The following is a 20,168-nucleotide window of genomic DNA, read 5'->3' as shown; positions in this document are numbered from 1 at the left end:
CCCCTCCCGGCCTCCCCCATAAAGGGGGAGGTGAAGAGTCGAGGCCCTGTCTTCGATCGTGCCAAGCACACCGGCGGAGCACCTCCCCCTTTATGGGGGAGGATGGGAGGGGGCCGTCTCTATCAGTCGGGAAACGCGTGCCAAAGCCCCGCTCGCCTGTTAGTGCGTTCCCCATGACAGAAGTTACCATCGACAGTATCGGGCAGCACGGCGACGGCATCGGCGAGATCGGCGGCGAGCGGGTGTTTGTGCCGTTCACGCTGCCGGGCGAGCGGGTGGAGATCGCGCGGGACGGTGAGCGCGGCACGCTCATCAGCATCATCGCGCCGAGCGCCGAGCGGGCCGAGCCGATCAGCCCGTATTTCGGTACCTGCGGCGGCTGTTCGCTGCAGCACCTCAATCGTGAGACCTACGCGAGCTTCAAGCGCGGCCTGGTCGAGATCGCCTTGCAGCATGCCGAGGTCGAGACCGTGGTGCAGCCGCTGATCGATGCGACCGGCGCCGGGCGACGGCGGGCCACCCTGCATGTGCGCAAGACCGGCGCGGGCTACATGCGGGCGAAAAGCCACGAAGTGCTCGATATCGACGCCTGCCCGATCCTGATGCCGACGCTGTCGAAGCACGCGCCGCGGATCGCCCGGGCGCTGCAGCCGCTGGCCGGCGATTGCGACGTCTCGTTTACCCTCACCGATACCGGCATCGACCTCAGCATCAAGTCGGAACGGAAGCTGAAGTCGGTGGCGTTGGCGGAGTTCGCGCGGGCGCAAAAACTGGCGCGGCTGACCTTCAACGGCGATGCGGTCTATATGGCGCGCCCGCCGGCGGTGAAGATGGGTAAGGCCTTGGTGGAGATTCCACCGGCGAGCTTCCTGCAGGCGACGGCGGCGGCGGAAGAAACGCTGGCCCGGCTGGTCAGCGAAGGTGTTGGCAAGGTGAAGTCGGTGGCCGACCTGTTCTCGGGCGTCGGGCCGTTCGCGCTGCGGCTGGCCGAGGGCGCGCGAGTGTTCGCGGCCGACAGCGACCGGGCGGGCATCGCGGCGCTGGTCAAGGCAGTCAACCACGTGCAGGGGCTGAAGCCGGTCGAGGCGAAAGTGCGCGACCTGTTCCGCGACCCGCTGGCCCCGATCGAGCTCAACCCGTTCGATGCGGTGGTGTTCGACCCGCCACGCGCCGGCGCCGAAGCGCAGGCGAAGGAGCTGGCGCGCAGCACCGTGAAGACTGTGGTGGCGGTATCCTGCGAGCCCAAGACCTTTGCACGCGACGCGGCGATCCTGATCGCCGGCGGATATCGGCTCGAGAGCGTGGTGCCGGTGGATCAGTTCGCATGGTCGACGCATGTCGAGGTGGTCGGGGTGTTTCGGCGGTGAGGGTTACTGGCCTTGGCGCATGGGGCGCCCCCCCTCCCAACCTCCCCCGTCTAGGGGGAGGTGCCGGCCGGTGGCTGTGGCTTGATAGCGCCTCGGACTGGATGCGGCACCCTCCCCCTTGCGGGGAGGGTTGGGGAGGGGGATGCGGCTGGCTATGACCCATCCCTTCAAACCCCGCACCACCCATGCCGAGCTTGGCGAGGGCTATTTCGACAAGGTTCGGGCGGCACAGTTTCCTGAGCATACCCTGCGCTATCGCAACCAGCGGGCGGCGGCGTCGGTGGGGCTCGATGGGCTCAGCGACGACGACTGGGTGAATTACTTCGGCAAGTTCGAGCCGCTGCCGGGGTCGTTCCCGGAGCCTTTGGCGCTGCGCTATCACGGGCATCAGTTCCAGACCTACAACCCCGATCTCGGCGACGGGCGCGGCTTTCTCTATGCGCAACTCGAGGATCTCAATGACGGCCGGCTGATGGACCTGGGCACCAAGGGATCGGGGCGGACGCCGTGGTCGCGGGCCGGGGATGGACGGCTGACGCTGAAGGGTGGAGTGCGCGAGGTGCTGGCGACGGCCATGCTCGAGGCGCTTCAGGTGAACACCTCCAAATCGCTGTCGCTGATCGAAACCGGCGAGGAGCTGCAGCGCGGCGACGAGCCGTCGCCGACGCGCTCGTCGGTGCTGGTGCGGCTATCGCACGGGCACACGCGGATCGGTTCGTTCCAGCGGCTGAGCTATTTGAAGGAAGACGAGCGGCTGCGGGCGCTGCTCGACCACTCGGTGCGCGCCTATTACCCCGAGCTGTGGGTCGAGGGCGATAACGGCCGGGCAGCAAAGTTCCTTGGCGCGGTGAGCGAACATGTCGCCGAAACCGGGGCGCGGTGGATCGCGGCGGGGTTCGTGCACGGGGTGCTCAATACCGACAATATCAACATCACCGGCGAGAGTTTCGACTACGGACCGTGGCGGTTCCTGCCGACCTATGATCCGAGTTTCACCGCGGCCTATTTCGACGAGTGGGGGCTTTATGCCTTCGGCAAGCAACCGGACACGCTGGCCTGGAACCTGACGCGGCTCGCCGAAGTGCTGCTGCCGCTGGGTGAGCATGCCGAGATGGAAGCGGCGCTGAACCAGTTCTGGCCGGCGTTCCAGCGTTCGGTGTGGTCGGCGGTGCTGGAGCGTCTGGGGCTCGCGTCGCTCGGGGTGGAAGCGGATGCGCTGCTGGTGCAGGAGGTGTTCAACTTCCTGCGCGAAACGCAGATGCCGTTCGAGCAGTTCTTCTTCGATTGGCGCGGTGGCGATGGAGCGCGGGCGATGCGGAGCCCGGCGGCCGACCACTATCGCGGTTCGGCTTTCGAGACGCTGGCCGGCCTGTTGACTGCGCACCCGGCGTCGCCGGATGCCAATCTCGACCACCCGTATTTCAAGCGCGATGTGCCGCGGACCATGCTGATCGACGAGATGGAGGCGCTGTGGGCGCCGATTGCCGAGCGCGACGACTGGCGCCCGCTCTACGAGGCAATGGGCGAGATCGAGGAAATGCGCGAGGCCTATGCGGGGGAGTGAGGGGCGTTCATTTGAGCCGAAGGCGCCCAAGGGGATAGTTGGGTCCCTGCTTTCGCAGGGATGACGGCCGGTGGGTATGGAGGGTGTGTGCCCTTCGCACCAATCACGCCGCCGGGGTGATCGGCACGACGGTCTCGGTCGACACAAAATCCATGCGGCGGCCGGGGAGCAGTTCGTAGAATTTCTTGAGGCCGGGCTCGAGCTTGGCCGATAGGGCGATACACTCGGCGATGGCGCCGCGGGTGTCGCGGCCGGTGCGGAGCGCTTCGAGCGCTTCGGCGTGGGTAACGCGCAGCAGGTGGAACGCGCCGGATTTGGCGAGCTCGGCATCGCCGACCAGGAGGTAGATGACGACGCGCTCGGCCTTGCCCTTCAGCGCCAGCGCGCCGGCTTCGAGGAAGGCGAAATCGGAGACGATGACGCGGACCGGATCGGCGACGAGGATATCGTAGCCGACCTCCTTGCAGGCGCTTTCGACCCGGCTCGCGACGTTCACGGTGTCGCCGAGGGCGGAATAATCGAAGCGGGTTTCGAGACCCATATTGCCCACCAGCGCTTCGCCGGTGGAGATGCCGATGCCGATACCGAGTTCCCCTACCGCGGCCTTGTCCGCCCTGAGGTGGAAGGCATCGGTATGGTTCAGTTCGGCGAGCTTCTGGCGCATGCCCAGTGCCGAGCGCAGGGCTTTGCGTTCATGGTCGGGGACGTCGACGGGCGCGTTCCAGAACGCCATGATGGCGTCGCCGATGAACTTGTCGATGGTGCCCATGCGGCCGATGATCTCGTGGCCCAGGGCGCCGAACAGGGTGTTGAGAATGGCGAGAATACGCCTGGGCTCGAGCTTCTCGCTCAGCGAGGTGAAGCCGCGCATATCGGAGAACAGCACGGTGATGCGGCGCACTTCGCCACCGAGCTTCAGCCGGTCGCCGTTCTTTTCGATCTCGCTCAGCAATGAGGGGGCGACGTAGTAGCCGAAGGCACGGCGGATCTGCTTTTTGGCGCGCTCGGTGGTCACGAAGCGGAAGAACACCAGCGCCAGGTAGAGCAGGGTCAGACCGATCAGCGGGTAGCTCGGATCGAGCATGATGCCGCTGGTGGTGAACATCCACCACGAAAAGCCGATGGCGGCGGTGAGCGAGAGCGCACCGGCAGCAATACCGACAAGCGGGCCGAGCAGCAGCACCACCACCACCATGAAAGCGCCGAGCGCCAGGAAGCCGACGATCTCGAGCCCCGCCACCCAGTCGGGGCGGCTGAGATAGGTGCCCGAGAGGATCTGCTCGATGGCTTGGGCGTGGATGGTGACGCCGGCGACGTTGTCGCCCAGCGTGGTGTTGTGGAGGTCGAGCAGGCCCGACGCAGACGTGCCGACCAGCACGATATTGCCGGCGATCCGATCGCTCAGCTGCTGGTAATTCGGCCCGAGCAGGTCCGCGGCCGAGACCAGCAGATCCGGGCTGGGGCGGCTGTAATAGAGCCAGAGGTCGCCCTCGGAGGTCAGCGGCACGGTGAAATCGCCGAGCCGGATGCTGTCGACATAGCCCTCGGCGGCGGTATCGCCGAACACCACCACGGTGCTGATGCCCATGGCGAGGCGCAGGGCCTCAACCGAGAGGGTGGGGAACAGCTGGCTGCCATTGGTCCACAGCATGGGGATGCGGCGGACGGCGCCGGCCGAGAGCTCGGAATTGAGGCTGAGGGCGGCGAGGCCGGGTGCTGCATCGCGCAGGATCGGGATCGGCGCGGCGGTGCCGGTGAGGAACGGGATGCGCTCGGTAGGGTCGGGCCCGGAAATGGCGTAGCCGCCCTTGGGGTTGCCGGTCAGCGGCTTGCCGGAGGGGGTGCGCGAGAAGCCGAGGATCGAGGGGGCGCGCGACAGCGAGGCCGCGAAGATGGCGTCGTAGTCGGGGAGCGTCGCGGCATCGACGCCGGGCAGGCCTGCCGCGATGCGGCTCGGCGACATACGGTCGGCCTCGGGGAACAGCACGTCGAAGCCGATGGCGGCAGCGCCGAGCTCGGTCAGCCGATCGGTGAGTGCGGCGAGGCGATCGCGCGGCCACGGCCATTGGCCGAATTCGGCAAGCGCGGCTTCGTCGATATCGATGACGCGGACCGGGAACTCCCCCTGCGGGCGGGGATGCAGGCGCTGGTAGAAATCGAAGGCGATTTCACGCAGCACCTGCACCGGGAAGGGGTCGGCGATGCGCAGGAACGTCAACAGGATCACGATGACGAGGCCAGCGAGGATCGGCAGCAGGCGTCGGAGCATCGGCGGGATCGAGTCCTGGTGTGGTTAGCCGTTGGGGCCCGTCTGCAGGCCGTTGCCGGGCGACCGTTGTGACCGCGGCGGCTCGCCGTCAGGGCTGGCGCCGCCGGCGTCGGTGTCGTTGGGCTGCACGGACCGGTTGAGGCACTCGCGGGCCTGCGCCACCCAGAATGGCGTGAGCAGGTCGCTCTCCGACACGGCCCAGGGGAACATGCCGCGCATCGAGGTGCGCTCGGCGCCGACGAAATCCTCGGTGTTGCCGAGCAGCTTAGCGTCGGTCAGGTCGGCCATGCCGACATCGCAGAAATCATCGACGGTGATGCATTTATTGGCCTTGTTGCACATCACCACGGCGCCGTGGAACAGCAGCAGGGAATAGTGATCGGAATGGACGTTGAGGTCGAAGGCGGTGCCGCGCACCCCGACGGTGCCGGTGGGGGTAGTGATCAGGTAGCGGTCCTTGGGGGCGCCGCCGGTGACGAAGCGGAACGTCCCCGACAGTGCGTTGATGGCGAACTTGCCGCCCGAACCATCCTCACGCAGCAGGTAATCCTCGATCACCAGCGCCGATCGCGGGCCGACCACCAGCTTGGTCCTGTCGGAAAACAGGATCTGGACGAGGCCCTTGGCATCGGTGACGACGCGATCACCGATGAAGACGTCGGTGCCGACCACCAGTGTCTTGGTCCCGGATTTGTCCTCGAGCCGGGCAGCAGGATCAACGCCCATCGCCTTGCCGGACGCGGCGAGGGCGGGTTGCGCTACCAACAGCAGCAGAATGAACGAGGCAAGCAGCCGCAGCATCGGAACCTCCAGGACAGACGTCCGGCGCGGACCACCTGCCACGCCGCCCATGAACGCCGGCTGAACGGCGCTGACGGGAACCTAACACAGGAGTAAACTCTGCGCTTGCCTCAGACAACGGGAGCTTGCAAGCATCAGCTCCCGGGGATGGGCCGTGGGGGCGTCACCCCCGCAAGGACAAGACCGAATGGTCGGACTATTCTTTCTGCTGTTCATCGGACTGGAGCTCAAGCACTACATCGCGGATTACTTTCTGCAGCCGGGATGGATGCTGGGCGGTAAGGGCGATTTCCGCCAGCCAGGCGGTTATGCGCATGCCGGCGTGCATGCCGGGCTGACGGCGCTGCTGCTGCTGCTGGCGGGCACGCCGCTCCCATGGCTCGCGGGTATCGTGGTGGCCGAGTTCGTGGTGCACTACCTGCTCGACTATTCGAAGATCCACTATTCGCGCGGCGTCCATGTCGACACGCAGCCACGGCGGTTCTGGAGCCTGCACGGGCTCGATCAGATTACCCACCAGCTGACCTATGCCGCGATTATCTACGCCGTGCTGCTGAGCAAGGGGCTGGTGTAGGGGCTGTCGTGAGCCAGCTGGCTTACTAGCCGCTGGAGCGTGGGCTCGCCCACCTTGATCCTCGCCTTGCCGGTGGCTCCCAAGACCCCCTCTCTGGCGAAAACTAAGGACTTAGCTGCGCTAAGCCCAAGTTTTCGCTTTCTCCCCCGCCAAGGGGGAGAGTCCCGACTGAAACTCAGGCGCAAGTGGAAGGCACGGATCATCTCCCCCTCGGCGGGGGAGAAAGCAAAATCTTAGGTTTAGCCGTTTGGCTAAGCCTTAGATTTTGCAAGAGAGGGGGTCCTTGAGGGCACGATGGCTCGGCTGCCACTGCACCGCCACACGGTGAGGGTGCCACACGCTCGAGGGCTTGAACTACTTCCGCGTGCGCTTGGCGTGCTTGGCTTCGTCGGGCTTTTCGATCAGCTGGGCGAGGATCTTGTCGACCAGGTCGAGGTCTTCGCGCTTGCCTTCGGATTGCTGCTGCAGGTCGACCAGGTAAGAGGTGGTGTAGTAGAGCCGGCGCGCCAGCAGCGTTGCGACATAGAGCGCGATTTCCGGGTTGCCGCCGAGAAAGCTGATGGCGTCGGCGATGGCGTAGGCCTTGACCGTCGAGAGCGCCTTGACCGTGGCGCTCGAGGGCATGTCGAGCAGCACCGCCATCTCGCCGAATATCGAGCCGGGCTCGTCGATGTAGCTGACCTGGGTGTCCTTGCGGAGCACTTCGACCTGGCCGTCGATCAGGACGAACAACTGGCCTTCCTGGCCGCCCTCACGGATCAGCACCTGGCCGGGCTTGAAGGTCTGCGCCTCCCGCCCTTTGCAATAGTCCAGAATATCAGACATCGAGCCCTCACCCGCCTTAAGCGCCCTCGATAGTGCGCTGAGCCTAACTTGTTCGTCAAACATTGCGGCGGCTTGTTGGCCCATCGGCGCGACCGGCGCAAGAAGAAAGGGGCCAGTGAACACCGGCCCCTTTGGATTTGATCAATGGTTGTCGCGTGGCAGACCGGCTGTCTGTGCCAGGCGCTGGTAGTTGACGGCGTTCTTCAACACGCCGCCGGCGCCGAGCTGGTCGACGATACCGCGCTGGATTTCCTGCCATGGCGTCTGATGCGCCGGATACTTGTAGCCGCCGGCGGCATGCAGTTCGGCGCGACGCTGCTCGATCTCCTCGGCGGAGATGAGAATGTCGGCCTCGCCCTTGTTGAGGTCGATGCGGACGCGGTCGCCGGTCTTCAGGATGGCGAGGTTGCCGCCCGCCGCCGCTTCCGGCGAGGCATTGAGGATGGACGGCGAGCCGGATGTGCCGGACTGGCGGCCATCGCCGATGCAGGCGAGCGAGGTGATGCCCTTCTTGATCAGGTAATCAGGCGGCCGCATGTTCACCACTTCCGCCGCACCCGGATAGCCGATCGGGCCGGCGCCGCGCATGAACAGCAGCGTGTGCTCGTCGATATTGAGCGACGGGTCGTCGATGCGGTGGTGGTAATCCTCCGGGCCGTCGAACACCACGGCCTTGCCCTCGAAGGCGCCCAGGTCGTTGGGGTTGTTCAGGTAGCGCAGGCGGAACTCCTCGGAGATCACCGAGGTCTTCATGATGGCGTTGTCGAACAGGTTGCCGCGCAGCACCAGGAAGCCGGCTTCGGCCTTCATCGGGTTGGTGAACGGCCGGATCACCTTGTCGTCCTGGATGGTGGTGGTGCGGCAGTTCTCGCCGATGGTCTTGCCGTTGACGGTCGGGGCATTCTCGCGGATGAGGCCCTGCTTCATCAGCTCGTTGACCACCGCCGGCACGCCGCCGGCATGGTAATAATCCTCACCCAGGTATTCGCCGGCCGGCTGCATGTTGACCAGCAGCGGCACCTTGTGGCCGTGCGTCTGCCAATCGTCGATGTTCAGCTCGACGCCGATGTGGCGGGCGATGGCGTTGATGTGGATGGGGGCGTTGGTCGAGCCGCCGATCGCCGAGTTCACGACGATGGTGTTGATGAAATTGTCCTTGGTCAGGATGTCGGAGGGCTTCAGGTCCTCATGCACCATCTCGACGATGCGCATGCCGGTGCGCCAGGCCATTTCCTGCCGATCGCGATAGGGCGCCGGGATGGCGGCCGAACCGGGCAGTTGCATGCCGAGCGACTCGGCCAGCGAGTTCATGGTCGAGGCGGTGCCCATGGTGTTGCAGTAACCGGTCGAGGGGGCGGAGGACGCCACCAGCTCGATGAACTGCTCGTAGCCGATTTCGCCGGCGGCCATCATCTGGCGCGCCTTCCACACGATGGTGCCCGAACCGGTGCGCTCGCCGCGGAACCAGCCGTTGAGCATCGGGCCGACCGACAGGGCGATCGCCGGGATATTGACGGTGGCGGCGCCCATCAGCATGGCCGGGGTGGTCTTGTCGCAGCCGATGGTCAGCACCACGCCATCGAGCGGGTAGCCGTACAGCACTTCGACAAGGCTGAGATAGGCGAGGTTGCGGTCGAGGCCGGCAGTCGGACGCTTGCCGGTTTCCTGGATCGGGTGGACCGGGAACTCCATGGCGATGCCGCCGGCATCGCGGATGCCGTCGCGCACGCGCTTGGCCAGCTCGAGGTGGTGGCGGTTACAGGGCGAGATGTCGGAGCCGGTCTGAGCGATGCCGATGATCGGCTTACCGGATTGCAGCTCTTCACGCGAAATGCCGTAGTTCAAATAGCGCTCGAGGTAGAGCGCAGTCATGTCCGGGTTTTCCGGATTATCGAACCAGGCGCGCGACCGGAGCTTCTTGCCCTGCGCGGTCTCGCCTTTACCCGAACTCATAGTGATCTCCTCAAATCAACAGGCTGTCCCGACGATCCATAGCCCAATCCCGACGGACTGGGCAGGCATTCCTTCGATTGAGGGAGGATCGTACCGGAGGCGATGATAGAGATCGGGATGTCGGGTTGCAATGGGCGGGATGGGTAGGTCACCGACGGAGTCACTGTGGCCTCCGCCGCCGGTGTGGGAAGAGTACCCCCCACCCTGTCCCTCCCCCGCAAGGGGGGAGGAGACCAAAACGCTGGCGCTGGTGAGAGCGTCTCCCTCCCCCTTGCGGGGAGGGGACAGGGGAGGGGTATCTTCCTGCACCGGCCTGTCAGCGGCGTTGCCACGATATCCAACCAGCGGCCCGGGGGCCTCAACCCAGAGTGCTGGAGCGGGCTTCGAGGCTGATCGGCTGCAGTACGATGGGATTGGCGATGGCTTCGCCACTGAGCCGCTTGATCAGCATGCGGCCGGCCTCGCGGCCCATCTCGTAGCTCGAAACCTGCAGCGAGGTGAGCGAGGGGCGGACGTGCTGGGTGAACTCGAGGTCGCCATAGCCGGCGATGGCGACCTGGCCGGGCACCGCGATGCCGCGGTCGAGCGCCCGGGTCATGGCGCCGGCGGCGAGCACGTCGGTACCGAAGAAAATGGCGTCGCAGCCGGGCAGTTGCTCGAGAATAGCGTCGAAGGCATGCATGCCGTCGGCGAAGGTGCGGGTGCCATCCATCGGGTGGATCAGCTCCAGCGTCAGGCGGTGCTTGGCGAGGCCGTGGCGGAAGCCCTCGATGCGCTGCGCGGTGCGCTCGATGGTGTGGCCGCTATAGGCGATTTTGCGGAAGCCCCGTTCGCCGAAATGCTCGCCCATCAGGCGGCCGGCATCGTAGCTCGACGAGCCGACCAGCATGTCGATCGGATCGGGGCGGTTGCCCCACATTTCCATCACCGGGATGCCGAGCTTCTGCAGCGCCTGGCGGGTCTTGTCAGCGCGAACCACGCCGGTGAAGACGACGCCGGCGGGACGGAACGGCAGCACTGATTCGACGACGTCGATCTCCAGCATCTCGGAATAGCCGGTCTGGGCGAACATCAGATGGTAACCGCTGCCCTCGACCGAATCGACGATGCCCTGCACCGAGGTGGCAAAGTGCGGATTGAGCAGGCTCGAGACGAAGACGGTGATAACGTTGGAGCGGCCGGAACGCAGCGAGGAGGCGAAGCGGTTGACGACGTAGCCGGTCTGGGCGACGGCCTCGAGAATGCGGGCCCGGGTCTCATCCTTGACCTTGTCGGGGTAGGACAGGGCGCGCGAGACGGTAATCGGCGAGACACCGGCGACGCGTGCTACATCTTCAACGCGAACCGGCCGGCCCGCGCCACTGCGTCTGTCTGCGTCCCCCAAACTGAATCCCCCAAACTGCCCTTCATTCGACTACAGCCGCGGAATGGTAAAACGCCAGTAGCGCGGCGCTACGTAGTAACCCTCTATGCGGATCACTTCATTCCACTTCGCAGTCCGTTCTGAGCGCGTCATCGAGCCGACTTTGATCTGGTCTGACATCAAGCCGACCGCCAGATGACTGAGCGTCACATCTTCACTTTCGCCGGAGCGGCCGGACTGGATGGTATTCCAGCCGACGGCGCGGGCGCGCGTGCTTGCTGCAATCAGTTCGGTCAGGGTGCCGCACTGGTTCGATTTGAGCAACACCGAATTGCAGCATCCCTGTGCTGCGGCGAGGGCAACACGGGACTCTGAGCTGGTCAGATAATCGTCACCAACGATCTGAATGGACTTGCCGAGCCGCCGAGTGATCTCGGCAAAGCCTTCGTCATCGTCCTCCGCAAGGGGGTCCTCGAGCGAGACGATCGGGTAGGCGCTGACCCAGGATTGCAGCTGCTCGATCATCTCGAGCGTCGAGAGCGCCCTGCCTTCGAGCGCCAGGCGATAGGCGCCATCGGCGTAGAACGAGGTGGCCGCGACGTCGAGCGCGATACCGATATCGGCGCCGGGGCGAAGCCCGGCCGCCTCGATGGCGCGGGTGAGCAGTTCGAGCCCGTCCTCATTGGCGGTGAAATCGGGCCAGACGCCGCCCTCGTCGGCGACGCCGTTGAGCTTGCCCTTTTGGACCATGGCCTTGCTGGCGGCCATGTAGACTTCGGCGATCTGCTCGGTGGCCTCGGCGAAGCTCTGGGCGCCGACGGCGAGAATGAGAAAATCCTGGATGTCGATGCGATTGCCGGCATGGCGGCCGCCGCCGAAAATCTGGATCATCGGGGCGGGGATGTGCTGGGCCTCGGGATCGAGGTTGCTGAGGCGCCGCAAATGTTGCCAGAGCGGGATCCGCTGCTCTGTCGCAGCCGCCCAGGCGATGGCGGAGGACGTGGCGACGATGGCGTTGCCGCCCAGCCGGGTCTTCTGCGGGGTGCCGTCGAGTTCGATCATGGCGCGATCGGCGGCGACCTGGTCGAGGGCATCGAGGCCAACGAGCCGGTTCTGGATTTCGCCGTTCACCGCGGCCAGCGCGGCGTTGACGCCGAAACCCCCCAGCCGCTTGCCGCCATCGCGCTTATCGAGCGCCTCGCGGCTGCCGGTGGAGGCGCCGGACGGGGCGATGGCGCGACCGCTGGCGCCGCTCTCCAGCGTGACCTCGACTTCGACGGTGGGGCGGCCGCGCGAGTCCCACACCTGGCGGCCGAGAATGGTCTTGATGGCTGACATAACGCGTTATCAATCCTGAGGTGAACTAAGGCTGTCGAGCAGCTCGGCGATGGCTACTGGCGGGTGTTGGATATGTGGAATGGCCCGATCGCGCACCAGCTGGCGACTGGCCTCGCTGAGGTACTCGACCGGCGATTTGCCATCGACCCGCGCCAGCATCAGGCAGGGCAGGAGGGCGGCGGCGCGTGCCTCGGTGCTGGCACGCAGTTGCGCGGGGAAATGTCCGAGCCAGGTGGCGGCGAAGGCAGACGCCTGAGCCAGCAGGGCATCGCGCAGTGCCGGCAGGTGGATGGACTTCAGCACCAGGTGGTTGAGGCAGAAGGCAGCGTCGAAGGCCGGATCGCCGTACCAGGCGCACTCGGCATCGAGCAGCACCGGGTGGCCGTCGCGCTTCGCAATGAGGATGTTCTTGGGGCTGACATCGCCGTGCACCAGCGCCAGTTTGGTGTTCGCGGTGGTCGTCAGCACGGCGAGGATCCGATCGGCAAGCTCCGGGTGGCGTCCGGCGGTGAAGCGCAGATAGGGGTCGAGCCGCAGGGCATCGATCAGGTGGTCGGTGGGGAACTCGGCGGCGGCCGAGGGATCGTTGAGCGTCGCGGCGTGGATGCGCCCGAGCGCCTCGGCGACGGCGGTGGCAACCGACGGATCGGCGCGGCCGGCCAGCAGCTCGGCCTTCCACAGCAAATAGTCTTCGGCCGGCAGGTATTCGAGCAGCGCGATGCCGTGCGCGCGGTCCTCGCCGATCACTTCGGGCGCGGCGCCGGGGACGATGGCGTTGGCGCGGCGCAGCCAGGCCACCTCATACTGGTTGCGCTCGAGCGGCGCCTGCCAGTCGGTGGCGACCTTGAGCTTACCGAGGGCGCGCTTGGCGCAGTATTGGCGGCCATCGGGCAGGCGGATGCGCACAATATCGGATGAAACGCCGCCAGTGAGCGGGGCGATTTCCAGCGCTCCACCGGCGTCGATGCCGGCAGTCGCAAAGATCGGGGGAAGCAGCGCTTCCCAGGTCAATTCATCCATAGTGCTGGTCCCCCTTGCAAGGCTGGTATGGTACCACACAGGCGAAATGGGACAACGACCAGAGGGTTGGCCTTTGGTCAAACACCGAACTGGACGGAAAGGGAGAAAATGGGACGGCTCGAGGGGAAAACCATCTTCATGACCGCGGCAGCGGCGGGGATCGGCGGGGCGGCAGCCACGGCATTCGCACGCGAGGGAGCACGGGTGATCGCCACCGACCGCGATGCCCAGGGGATTGCGCGCAAGGGCGAGGAGCTCAGGGCGATCTCGCCCGGGCACGAGACCTATGCGCTCGATGTCACCGACCATCTGGCGCTGCGCGAGGCGGCGGCGCGGCATCATGGGGTGAACGTGCTCTACAATGGCGCCGGCTGGGTGCATCAGGGCATGCTGGGCACCACCACGCTCGAAGAATGGCAGCTCAGCTTCGATATCAACGTGACGCCGATGTTCGTGCTGACGCAGGCCTTCCTGCCGGCCTTCATTGCGCAGGGCGGCGCCAATATCATCAACGTGGCGTCGGTCGCTTCGTCGATGAAGGGCGTGCCGAACCGTGTCGGCTACATGTCGTCGAAGGCGGCGGTGATCGGCTTCACCAAGTCGGTGGCGTTCGACTACATGAAGAACGGCATCCGGGCCAACACCATCTGCCCCGGCAGCGTCGACTCGCCGTCATTGCACGAACGGGCGCACGCGCTGGGCGACCACGACGAGGTGTGGAAGACCTTCGTCGCCCGCCAGCCGATGGGCCGCATGGCGCAGCCCGAAGAAATGGCGCACCTCCTGGTCTATCTCGCGAGCGACGAGAGCGCCTATGCGACCGGGTCGAACTTCGTGGTGGATGGCGGCATCACCATGTAGGGGCGCAAACCCGACGCGACATCCTGCCTCCAGCCTCGCTACGCCGGCGGCCAACCCTCGGGGGCGTTGGGCTCCCAGGGGCCGGCAATGATCGTCGCCTCGTGGCTGCCGGGCCAGGGCGGCATGGAGATGCAGATGAACTCGAGCGGCGCGGCGCCATTGCAGCGATACTGGAAGGCGGTGCCGACCGGGATGTCGATGGAGACGCCGCGCGTCAGCGCGGTGGTTTGCTCGCCGGTGTCGTCGCGGCGCCAGATCTGTCCCTCGCCCGAGAGCACGAACCAGAACTCGCTCACCGTGGCGTGGATGGTCGCCCGGTTCACCTGACCGGGCGGAACGGTGGAATGGATCATGCCGCCCGTCATCCCGTCGACCAGCAGGCGGACCTCGGCGCCGGCGGGAGAGCGGCCATGCGGAACGGGCGGAAACGGCCGGGTCTGCATGGCGATCCTCCTCGCAACGGCCCAGCGGCCGGACCCCGGCAGCTTACTCCCGCGGCGCGTAGGTAGCGAGCAGCCACGCCACCAGATCGGCCCGATCGGCCGGCGCCGCGGGCAGTTCGGCGGCAGCCGGGTCGAAGCCGTGGCGGCGGAGCGTCGCGGCCAGCGCCACGGCGCGGTTGGCGGGGTTGATGACTTCGAGGGTGCGCGTGGCGATCTCAGCGGCGAGGGTTTTCGACAGGCGTTTGGACAAGAGGTGGCTCCGAGTCGGGCGGATCAGGGGTGAGTTGACTGCAACTGCCCGGTAAGGAAATCGGCGGCGCTCCGACGGGCTTCGGTCGCTTGCTGCGATCCTGGCTTCAGGAAGAAGTCGTGCGCGCCGCCCGGGTAGATATCAAGCTCGGCCGATCCGCCCAGGCCTTGTACCGTCTTCTGCAGCGCCTGCGCGATGGCCGGAGGAAAGGTTCGATCCGCGCCGCCCCAGATCAGGCGTAGCGGTGGCAGCGAAGCGAGCGGTTCCTCGTAGCCGTTGGGGAGCCCGCCATCGACGAGCACCAGCGCGGCCACGTCCTGCCGGTTCGCAGTGGCGGCCGAGGCGATCTGGGCACCGAGAGAGATCCCCATGATACCGATCCGGCCGCTGTAGCCGGGCTTGGCGTTGAGGTGGGCAGCGACAGTCAGAACGCTCGCCGTCCACTGGGTCAGGCGGCGTTCGTGGTAGCGGATGCGAGCCTCGGCGCTTCCGGCGCCGGCGATGGCGTTCAGGTCAGCCGGGGAGAGGACGTGAACCAGGAAGGTGTCGAGGCCCGCCGCGGCAAAGCTCGCTCCGATCTCATCGTAGGCCGTCGCCGCAAATCCCCTGCTGCCGCTCAGGACGATGACTGCCGGAGGCGACTCGCCGGACCTGCTCAGGAAGGTCTCGACCAGGATGTCCTCGCCTGATGCGTGAATGACGAACTGCTGTCGCTCGGCTGCAGAGGCATAGCCAAGCCAGGCGAGGAAGCATCCGATGAGGACCGGTAGAAGCAGCTCCTTGCGCTTGCTCACGGCGCGGTGCTGGTCTGCGACACCCCGGCAATGAAGGCGGCGATGTGCTCGCGGATTTCGCCGGGCGGGTTGCCGTAGCGGGCCTGGGCGTCGGGGAGGCCGAGATTGCCGCTGATGACGAAGGCGCGGAGCCCCGTCTTGGCGAGCGCGACGGCCTGCTCGAGATAGAGGCCGCCGACCACCTGCACCGAGGCGAGTGCGCCGACGCGGTGGTGCACGGCGCCGACCACGTCGGCGAGGTAGCTCGAGTGGAAGAGGCTGGGGTCGGCGCGGCGAGCATCGAGCTGCAGGTGGGCGCCGATGCCGTCGACGCCGGCGTCGAGCATGCGCAGCGCCACCTCGATGGCGGTGTCGGCCGGGCCCTGATGCGGCAGCAGGATATCGGCGAACACCAGGCGCGGCAGTTCCGGGTTGGCGCGGCGGTATTCGTCGCGCACGCCGCAGATGCCCTTGGCGCTCGGCACGCCGGCAATGGCGAGGAAATCGATGATGTTGCCGCCGCCTTCGAACACCGAGCGGGCTTCGAAGCTGCCGCCATCCATGGTCTTCATGTCGGCGAGCAGCAGCGCATCGGGGAAGCGGGCGCGGAAGGCGGGAACGACGTGCTTCACCCCCTCGGTCTTCAGCAGCGGGGTGCCCATTTCGACGAGATCGACGCCGGCGGCGAGGGCGGCCTCGGCGACCGTGAGCCCGAGCGGCAGGCTGTCGGTATCGACCGAGATCTGGAAACTGAACTCAGTCTTCAGGCGGTCGATGACGCGAGTGGAGGCGGGCGTGGACATGACGCTGTCGGTTCCTGTGGTGGGGACGCCGGGCTACTGGGCTGGCGCGGGTTCGGGTTGGCCCTCGCTGGGGCGGGCATAGGCGGCGGAAAGCTGGCGATAGTACTTTGAGCGGAAGGCGATGATGGTGATCGCCACGCCGAACAGGCCGGCGAGGGTAAAGACCAGGGCGATACCGCGGGCCGGACCGGTGCCGAACCAGCTGCCGATCAGCTCGGCGCCCAGCCCGGCGGTCATGAACGGGATGAAGACGAACTCGGCGAGCGGGCCGATGAGGAAGGCGGTAAGCGGCGAGGCGGACTGCTCGACCGACTGGGCGAAGCCGAAGACGCGGCCCTGCCGCTCCGGCGGCACCACCTTCTGCAGCGTGGTGTGTTCGGCGGCCTCGGCATAGGGGCCGAGCAGCATCCAGACGAACATGCCAGCAGCCAGCAGCCAGATCGAGGACTGGATGGTGAAGATGCAGCACACCGCCCAGGTGATCAGGTTGACCAGCAAGAGGGTGCGGAGCGGCTTCTTGCCCAGCCCGGTCTTGGCGATAACGAGACCCGAGATGATGAAGGCGGTGGAGAGCACGCCGAACAACAGGCCCCAGACTTCCACCGAGACCAGCGACAGGCCGTAGGCATCGAGCAGCGCCATGAAGATGCCGCCGAGGAAGTTGTTGAGCGCCGCAAACAGGATCAACGCGAACAGGCCCGGGACGGCGCCGACCACCTTGATGGTGCCCTTGAGATCGACGCGCTTAGGCTCGGCCGGGGTTTCCGGGTCAGGCGCGGCCCGGCCCTCGTCGATCTGCACGAAACTGAGGTGGGCAAAGGCCAGGGCGGTCGTCAGCAGCGCCAGTACCATCACCGCCAGCATGCCGCCCCAGGCGACGAGGAAGCCTGAGATCACCGAGGTGGTGAGAAAGCCGATGCCGCTGACCATGCCGACGAGGCCGTTGGCCTTGTCGCGGCGATCCTCGGGGATCAGCACGGTGACGAGGGTGGGCAGCGCGATCGAGCGGATATTGCCGGCGATGACGCCGAGCATGACGAGGAAGACGAAGATCCAGAGGAAGGCATTGTAGGGGTTGGTGAAACTCTCCGGTGGCGAGAGCAGCAGCACCGCCAGCGCCAGGGCATAGAAGACGGCGGAGACGACGCTCGAGCCGAGCATCGCCAGCTTCTTTGAGTTGTGATCGACGATCGAGCCGAACCAGATGCCGAAGGCGGCGGTGAACACCAGATAGACGCCGGCGATCATGCCCGTCGCGAACACCGAATGGGTCTCGAGATAGACCCAGAAGGTGAGCGCGAACCAGACGGTGAAGTTGGTGACGTTGGCAACGAGGGTGTTGCCGAGGATCTGGTGGAAGGGACTCATGGGGGAATCCGAGGTTGGGGGCGAATGGGTAACGCATATCGGCGCCGAACGGAAACCGCCGTCGGATGGAGGTGGTTGCTTGGACGGGCGTGCGCAAGTTTGCTAGCAGAAGAACTGGGTGCAGCGACGAGGGTGGGCGGCCGGTGGGGATCGTAACCGACATAGCGTTCGGGCTGCTTTTCGTGATCGCTACGGTCACGCTGTCGCTGGGCAGCTACATGCTGGCCCGCTGGTTCGCCGGGCGCGGGCCGTATGAGCGGCACAAGGAAATGGCCGGGGCGATGGTGACGCGCATCGCCGCGCTGCACGGGCTGATCATCGCGCTGGTGTTCGCCCAGGAAATGACCTCGTACCAGCGGCTCGAAACCCAGACCGCGGCCGAGGCGAGCGCCATCGCCGACGTGTTCAACGATGCGGCGCGCTACGACGCCACGCTGCTCGGGCCGTTGCAGCAGGACATGCGCGGGTACCTGCGGGCAGTGATCGACACCGAGTGGGAGCAGCTCGGGGCCGGGAACGGGCTCAGCGACGCGGCCTGGGCGATCTGGTCGACGGCCTACGACCGGGTGCTCGACCTGATACCGCAGACGCCGCGGCAGGTCAGCCTGCGCGACCACATGCTGGCGAGTCTGCACGCGATCTCCGCCTCGCGCGACATGCGGCAGAGCGAGGCGATCACCTCGGTGGCGCATTTCTTCTGGATCGCGGCGCTGTCCGGCGTCGTGCTGATCGCCTTCGGGCACTACATCTACACCCCGGAGCGGCACAACCTGGTGCTGCTGGGGCTGTTCAGCGCCTATACCGGCGCCATCCTGTTCCTGATCTTCGGCTTCTCCAACCCCTACAGCCCGCCGGCCGAGCTGCAACCGGGGCCGTTGCAGACGCTGGCGGCAAAGCTCCTGGCGGAGAGCTAGGCGTCGCCCCAGCTGGTGGCGGCCTGGCGCAACAGGTCGATGGCCAGCGAGACGCGCGGGTGCCGGCCCGATTTGCCGGTCGCGAGCCAGACGGTATTGGTGACCGGGACGGCGGGACGCCACAGCTCGACGAGTTCGCCCATGGCGATGGCGCGGGCGCACAGATAATCGGGCAGCACGCTGATGCCGGCACCTGCCGCGACCATGGCGCGGACGGCGCGGAGGTCGGGGGCGATCGAGGTTTCCGGCGGCGCGAGGTCGCGCTCGAGGCCAGCCCGGAAGAAGCGGCGGATCATCGGCAGGTCGGCCGCGTAGGCGACCCAGGGCGCGACTTCCAGGGTGGCAGCAATGGTTTCGGCCGATGCAGTGGCCGGGATCAGGTCGCCGAAGGATGGCGCGCCGACCAGCAGGAAACGTTCGGTGAAGAGCTGCTGGTAGGCGATGGCGGGGCGGGGGATGCGCTGTGCCGCCACCACCAGCTCGAAATCACCGCGCTCGAGCTGGCCGATAAGGTCGCGGGCGAGGCCGAAGCGGGCGTGCACGGCGATGTGCCGGCTGGCGAGCGGGGCGAGGGCGGGGAGGCCGCGCTCGGTCATGAACTCGGCCGGGCCGCCGATGGTGACGGTGCCGGTGAGCTCGCTGCCGCGGGTGGCGACGCCATCAAGCACTGTCTCCAGCGCATCGATGTGGTTGCCGATGCGGGCGGCCAGCGCATCGGCACTGGCGGTCGGCACGATGCCGCGGCCGGCGCGCTCGAACAGCGGACGGCCGAGCCGGGCTTCAAGTGCCTTGAGATGGCCGCTGACCGCCGGCTGGGTCAGCCCGAGGCTGCGGGCGGCTGCCGTGACCGAGGCCAGCCGGTGGACAGCCACGAAGCTGCGCAGGTGATCGAGGTAACTCATAAAAAATCTTATCACTCAGGCAAGAACATGCAATTTCCCAATGCACGGATGGAGCCCCAGATAGCTGGCAGTTGAAACAGCGGAGGCTCAGATGCCCAATCGTTCCATCCTGATCGTCACCACCTCGCACGACCGTATCGGCAGCACCGGCAAGCCGACCGGCGTGTGGCTCGAAGAACTGGCGACGCCCTATTATGCGTTCCGCGATGCGGGGGCCGAGGTGACCATTGCCTCGATCAAAGGCGGCAAGGTGCCGGTCGATCCGTCGAGCCTAGGCGGCGAGTTGCCTCAGAGTGTGCAGCGCTTCCTCGCCGATCCCGAGGCGCAGCGCGCGGTGGCAGTGACCCCGGCGATCGATGCGGTCGATGTCGCGAGCTACGACGCGGTGTTCCTGCCGGGCGGGCACGGTACGGTGTGGGACCTGCCGGGCAGCGCGGCGCTGGCAACGGGGCTGAGCGCCGCCTATGCCGCGGGCAAGGTGGTGTCGGCGGTGTGCCACGGGCCGGCGGGGCTGGTGGCGGTCACCGATCCCTCAGGTGCGCCGCTGGTTCAAGGCAAGCGCGTCGCGGGGTTCACTGACAGCGAGGAAGTGGCGGCCGGGCTCGACAAGACGGTGCCGTTCCTGCTCGAGAGCCGGCTCAAGCAACTTGGCGGGCGCTACGAGAAGGGCGCCGATTTCCAGCCCTTCGCAGTGGCCGACGGGCGGCTGGTGACCGGGCAGAACCCGGCCTCGACGGCGCTGGTGGCCAGGCTGGTGCTGGAAGCGCTGGGATGAGCATG

At 66.6% G+C, this 20,168-nt stretch carries 19 protein-coding genes; 6 read left to right on the top strand and 13 right to left on the bottom strand.

All coding sequences use genetic code 11. From position 1 onward, the window contains the following. Positions 1 to 173: 173 nt before the first annotated feature. Positions 174 to 1,367: a class I SAM-dependent RNA methyltransferase gene (locus ASC89_RS01315; protein ID WP_055994023.1), complete on the top strand. Its 1,194-nt coding sequence runs from the start codon at positions 174 to 176 to the stop codon at positions 1,365 to 1,367. 148 nt (positions 1,368 to 1,515) lie between these two features. Continuing rightward, positions 1,516 to 2,931: a protein adenylyltransferase SelO family protein gene (locus ASC89_RS01310; protein WP_055994887.1), complete on the top strand. Its 1,416-nt coding sequence runs from the start codon at positions 1,516 to 1,518 to the stop codon at positions 2,929 to 2,931. Positions 2,932 to 3,034: 103 nt separating this feature from the next. On the opposite strand, the gene ASC89_RS01305 is transcribed toward ASC89_RS01310, so the two are convergent. Next, entirely contained in the window at positions 3,035 to 5,200 is a 2,166-nt protein-coding gene (locus ASC89_RS01305) for a CHASE2 domain-containing protein (protein ID WP_055994021.1), read from the bottom strand. Positions 5,201 to 5,224: 24 nt separating this feature from the next. Beyond that, positions 5,225 to 6,001 (bottom strand): FecR domain-containing protein, encoded by a 777-nt coding sequence (locus ASC89_RS01300; RefSeq protein WP_055994020.1) that lies wholly within the window; start codon positions 5,999 to 6,001, stop codon positions 5,225 to 5,227. A gap of 187 nt (positions 6,002 to 6,188) precedes the next feature. Here ASC89_RS01300 and ASC89_RS01295 point away from each other — a divergent pair, with 187 nt between their 5' ends. Continuing rightward, on the top strand, positions 6,189 to 6,575 hold the full coding sequence (locus ASC89_RS01295; RefSeq protein ID WP_055994017.1) for a DUF3307 domain-containing protein: 387 nt from the start codon (positions 6,189 to 6,191) through the stop codon (positions 6,573 to 6,575). Between the two features lie 354 nt (positions 6,576 to 6,929). Here the strand turns inward: ASC89_RS01295 and ASC89_RS01290 are convergent, their stop codons facing one another. From ASC89_RS01290 to ASC89_RS01270, 5 genes are all read right to left on the bottom strand, one after another. After that, positions 6,930 to 7,400 (bottom strand): Crp/Fnr family transcriptional regulator, encoded by a 471-nt coding sequence (locus tag ASC89_RS01290; RefSeq protein WP_055874928.1) that lies wholly within the window; start codon positions 7,398 to 7,400, stop codon positions 6,930 to 6,932. A gap of 141 nt (positions 7,401 to 7,541) precedes the next feature. Beyond that, complete coding sequence (locus ASC89_RS01285; protein WP_055874931.1) at positions 7,542 to 9,353, bottom strand: IlvD/Edd family dehydratase; 1,812 nt, start codon at positions 9,351 to 9,353, stop codon at positions 7,542 to 7,544. Between the two features lie 358 nt (positions 9,354 to 9,711). Then, positions 9,712 to 10,737 (bottom strand): LacI family DNA-binding transcriptional regulator, encoded by a 1,026-nt coding sequence (locus ASC89_RS01280; RefSeq protein ID WP_055994015.1) that lies wholly within the window; start codon positions 10,735 to 10,737, stop codon positions 9,712 to 9,714. Positions 10,738 to 10,767: 30 nt separating this feature from the next. Then, a complete protein-coding gene (gene eno / locus ASC89_RS01275) occupies positions 10,768 to 12,054 on the bottom strand; it encodes a phosphopyruvate hydratase (RefSeq protein WP_055994013.1) in 1,287 nt (428 codons plus the stop codon). 9 nt (positions 12,055 to 12,063) lie between these two features. After that, entirely contained in the window at positions 12,064 to 13,074 is a 1,011-nt protein-coding gene (locus ASC89_RS01270) for a phosphotransferase family protein (protein WP_082533117.1), read from the bottom strand. Between the two features lie 108 nt (positions 13,075 to 13,182). Here ASC89_RS01270 and ASC89_RS01265 point away from each other — a divergent pair, with 108 nt between their 5' ends. Further along, positions 13,183 to 13,935: an SDR family oxidoreductase gene (locus ASC89_RS01265; RefSeq protein WP_055874942.1), complete on the top strand. Its 753-nt coding sequence runs from the start codon at positions 13,183 to 13,185 to the stop codon at positions 13,933 to 13,935. 38 nt (positions 13,936 to 13,973) lie between these two features. On the opposite strand, the gene ASC89_RS01260 is transcribed toward ASC89_RS01265, so the two are convergent. Genes ASC89_RS01260 through ASC89_RS01240 form a run of 5 tightly spaced genes read right to left on the bottom strand, consistent with a single transcriptional unit; the run spans position 13,974 to position 17,572 of the window. After that, positions 13,974 to 14,378, bottom strand: a complete 405-nt coding sequence (locus tag ASC89_RS01260; protein WP_055994010.1) for a cupin domain-containing protein — start codon at positions 14,376 to 14,378, stop codon at positions 13,974 to 13,976. Between the two features lie 43 nt (positions 14,379 to 14,421). Beyond that, complete coding sequence (locus tag ASC89_RS01255; RefSeq protein ID WP_055994008.1) at positions 14,422 to 14,628, bottom strand: hypothetical protein; 207 nt, start codon at positions 14,626 to 14,628, stop codon at positions 14,422 to 14,424. A gap of 23 nt (positions 14,629 to 14,651) precedes the next feature. Beyond that, positions 14,652 to 15,422 (bottom strand): dienelactone hydrolase family protein, encoded by a 771-nt coding sequence (locus tag ASC89_RS01250; RefSeq protein WP_244488370.1) that lies wholly within the window; start codon positions 15,420 to 15,422, stop codon positions 14,652 to 14,654. Then, positions 15,419 to 16,204, bottom strand: a complete 786-nt coding sequence (locus tag ASC89_RS01245; protein WP_055994006.1) for an orotidine 5'-phosphate decarboxylase / HUMPS family protein — start codon at positions 16,202 to 16,204, stop codon at positions 15,419 to 15,421. The genes ASC89_RS01250 and ASC89_RS01245 overlap by 4 nt, the downstream gene beginning before the upstream one ends. 33 nt (positions 16,205 to 16,237) lie before the next feature. Next, positions 16,238 to 17,572, bottom strand: a complete 1,335-nt coding sequence (locus ASC89_RS01240) for an MFS transporter (protein ID WP_055994004.1) — start codon at positions 17,570 to 17,572, stop codon at positions 16,238 to 16,240. A gap of 143 nt (positions 17,573 to 17,715) precedes the next feature. Between ASC89_RS01240 and ASC89_RS01235 the strand changes: the two genes are divergently transcribed. Beyond that, positions 17,716 to 18,486: a DUF4239 domain-containing protein gene (locus ASC89_RS01235; RefSeq protein WP_055874956.1), complete on the top strand. Its 771-nt coding sequence runs from the start codon at positions 17,716 to 17,718 to the stop codon at positions 18,484 to 18,486. On the opposite strand, the gene ASC89_RS01230 is transcribed toward ASC89_RS01235, so the two are convergent. Then, positions 18,483 to 19,388, bottom strand: a complete 906-nt coding sequence (locus ASC89_RS01230) for a LysR family transcriptional regulator (RefSeq protein WP_055994002.1) — start codon at positions 19,386 to 19,388, stop codon at positions 18,483 to 18,485. The genes ASC89_RS01235 and ASC89_RS01230 overlap by 4 nt on opposite strands. A 91-nt stretch (positions 19,389 to 19,479) precedes the next feature. Between ASC89_RS01230 and ASC89_RS01225 the strand changes: the two genes are divergently transcribed. Then, positions 19,480 to 20,163: a type 1 glutamine amidotransferase domain-containing protein gene (locus tag ASC89_RS01225; RefSeq protein ID WP_055994000.1), complete on the top strand. Its 684-nt coding sequence runs from the start codon at positions 19,480 to 19,482 to the stop codon at positions 20,161 to 20,163. Positions 20,164 to 20,168 lie beyond the last annotated feature (5 nt).

The sequence above is a fragment of the Devosia sp. Root413D1 genome, assembly GCF_001425235.1.
GTDB lineage: Bacteria > Pseudomonadota > Alphaproteobacteria > Rhizobiales > Devosiaceae > Devosia_A.
The sequence above is the reverse complement of the archived record's forward strand: the minus strand, read 5'-3'. Positions and strand labels throughout refer to the sequence as shown.

Excerpts from the sequence above, each read along its gene's own strand:
- ASC89_RS01265 (WP_055874942.1), top strand. The coding sequence starts at position 13,183 with ATGGGACGGCTCGAGGGGAAAACCATCTTCATGACCGCGGCAGCGGCG.
- ASC89_RS01245 (WP_055994006.1), bottom strand. The coding sequence starts at position 16,204 with ATGTCCACGCCCGCCTCCACTCGCGTCATCGACCGCCTGAAGACTGAG.
- eno (WP_055994013.1), bottom strand. The coding sequence starts at position 12,054 with ATGTCAGCCATCAAGACCATTCTCGGCCGCCAGGTGTGGGACTCGCGC.
- ASC89_RS01290 (WP_055874928.1), bottom strand. The coding sequence starts at position 7,400 with ATGTCTGATATTCTGGACTATTGCAAAGGGCGGGAGGCGCAGACCTTC.
- ASC89_RS01230 (WP_055994002.1), bottom strand. The coding sequence starts at position 19,388 with ATGAGTTACCTCGATCACCTGCGCAGCTTCGTGGCTGTCCACCGGCTG.
- ASC89_RS01305 (WP_055994021.1), bottom strand. The coding sequence starts at position 5,200 with ATGCTCCGACGCCTGCTGCCGATCCTCGCTGGCCTCGTCATCGTGATC.
- ASC89_RS01295 (WP_055994017.1), top strand. The coding sequence starts at position 6,189 with ATGGTCGGACTATTCTTTCTGCTGTTCATCGGACTGGAGCTCAAGCAC.
- ASC89_RS01300 (WP_055994020.1), bottom strand. The coding sequence starts at position 6,001 with ATGCTGCGGCTGCTTGCCTCGTTCATTCTGCTGCTGTTGGTAGCGCAA.
- ASC89_RS01260 (WP_055994010.1), bottom strand. The coding sequence starts at position 14,378 with ATGCAGACCCGGCCGTTTCCGCCCGTTCCGCATGGCCGCTCTCCCGCC.
- ASC89_RS01285 (WP_055874931.1), bottom strand. The coding sequence starts at position 9,353 with ATGAGTTCGGGTAAAGGCGAGACCGCGCAGGGCAAGAAGCTCCGGTCG.
- ASC89_RS01270 (WP_082533117.1), bottom strand. The coding sequence starts at position 13,074 with ATGGATGAATTGACCTGGGAAGCGCTGCTTCCCCCGATCTTTGCGACT.
- ASC89_RS01225 (WP_055994000.1), top strand. The coding sequence starts at position 19,480 with ATGCCCAATCGTTCCATCCTGATCGTCACCACCTCGCACGACCGTATC.
- ASC89_RS01315 (WP_055994023.1), top strand. The coding sequence starts at position 174 with ATGACAGAAGTTACCATCGACAGTATCGGGCAGCACGGCGACGGCATC.
- ASC89_RS01240 (WP_055994004.1), bottom strand. The coding sequence starts at position 17,572 with ATGAGTCCCTTCCACCAGATCCTCGGCAACACCCTCGTTGCCAACGTC.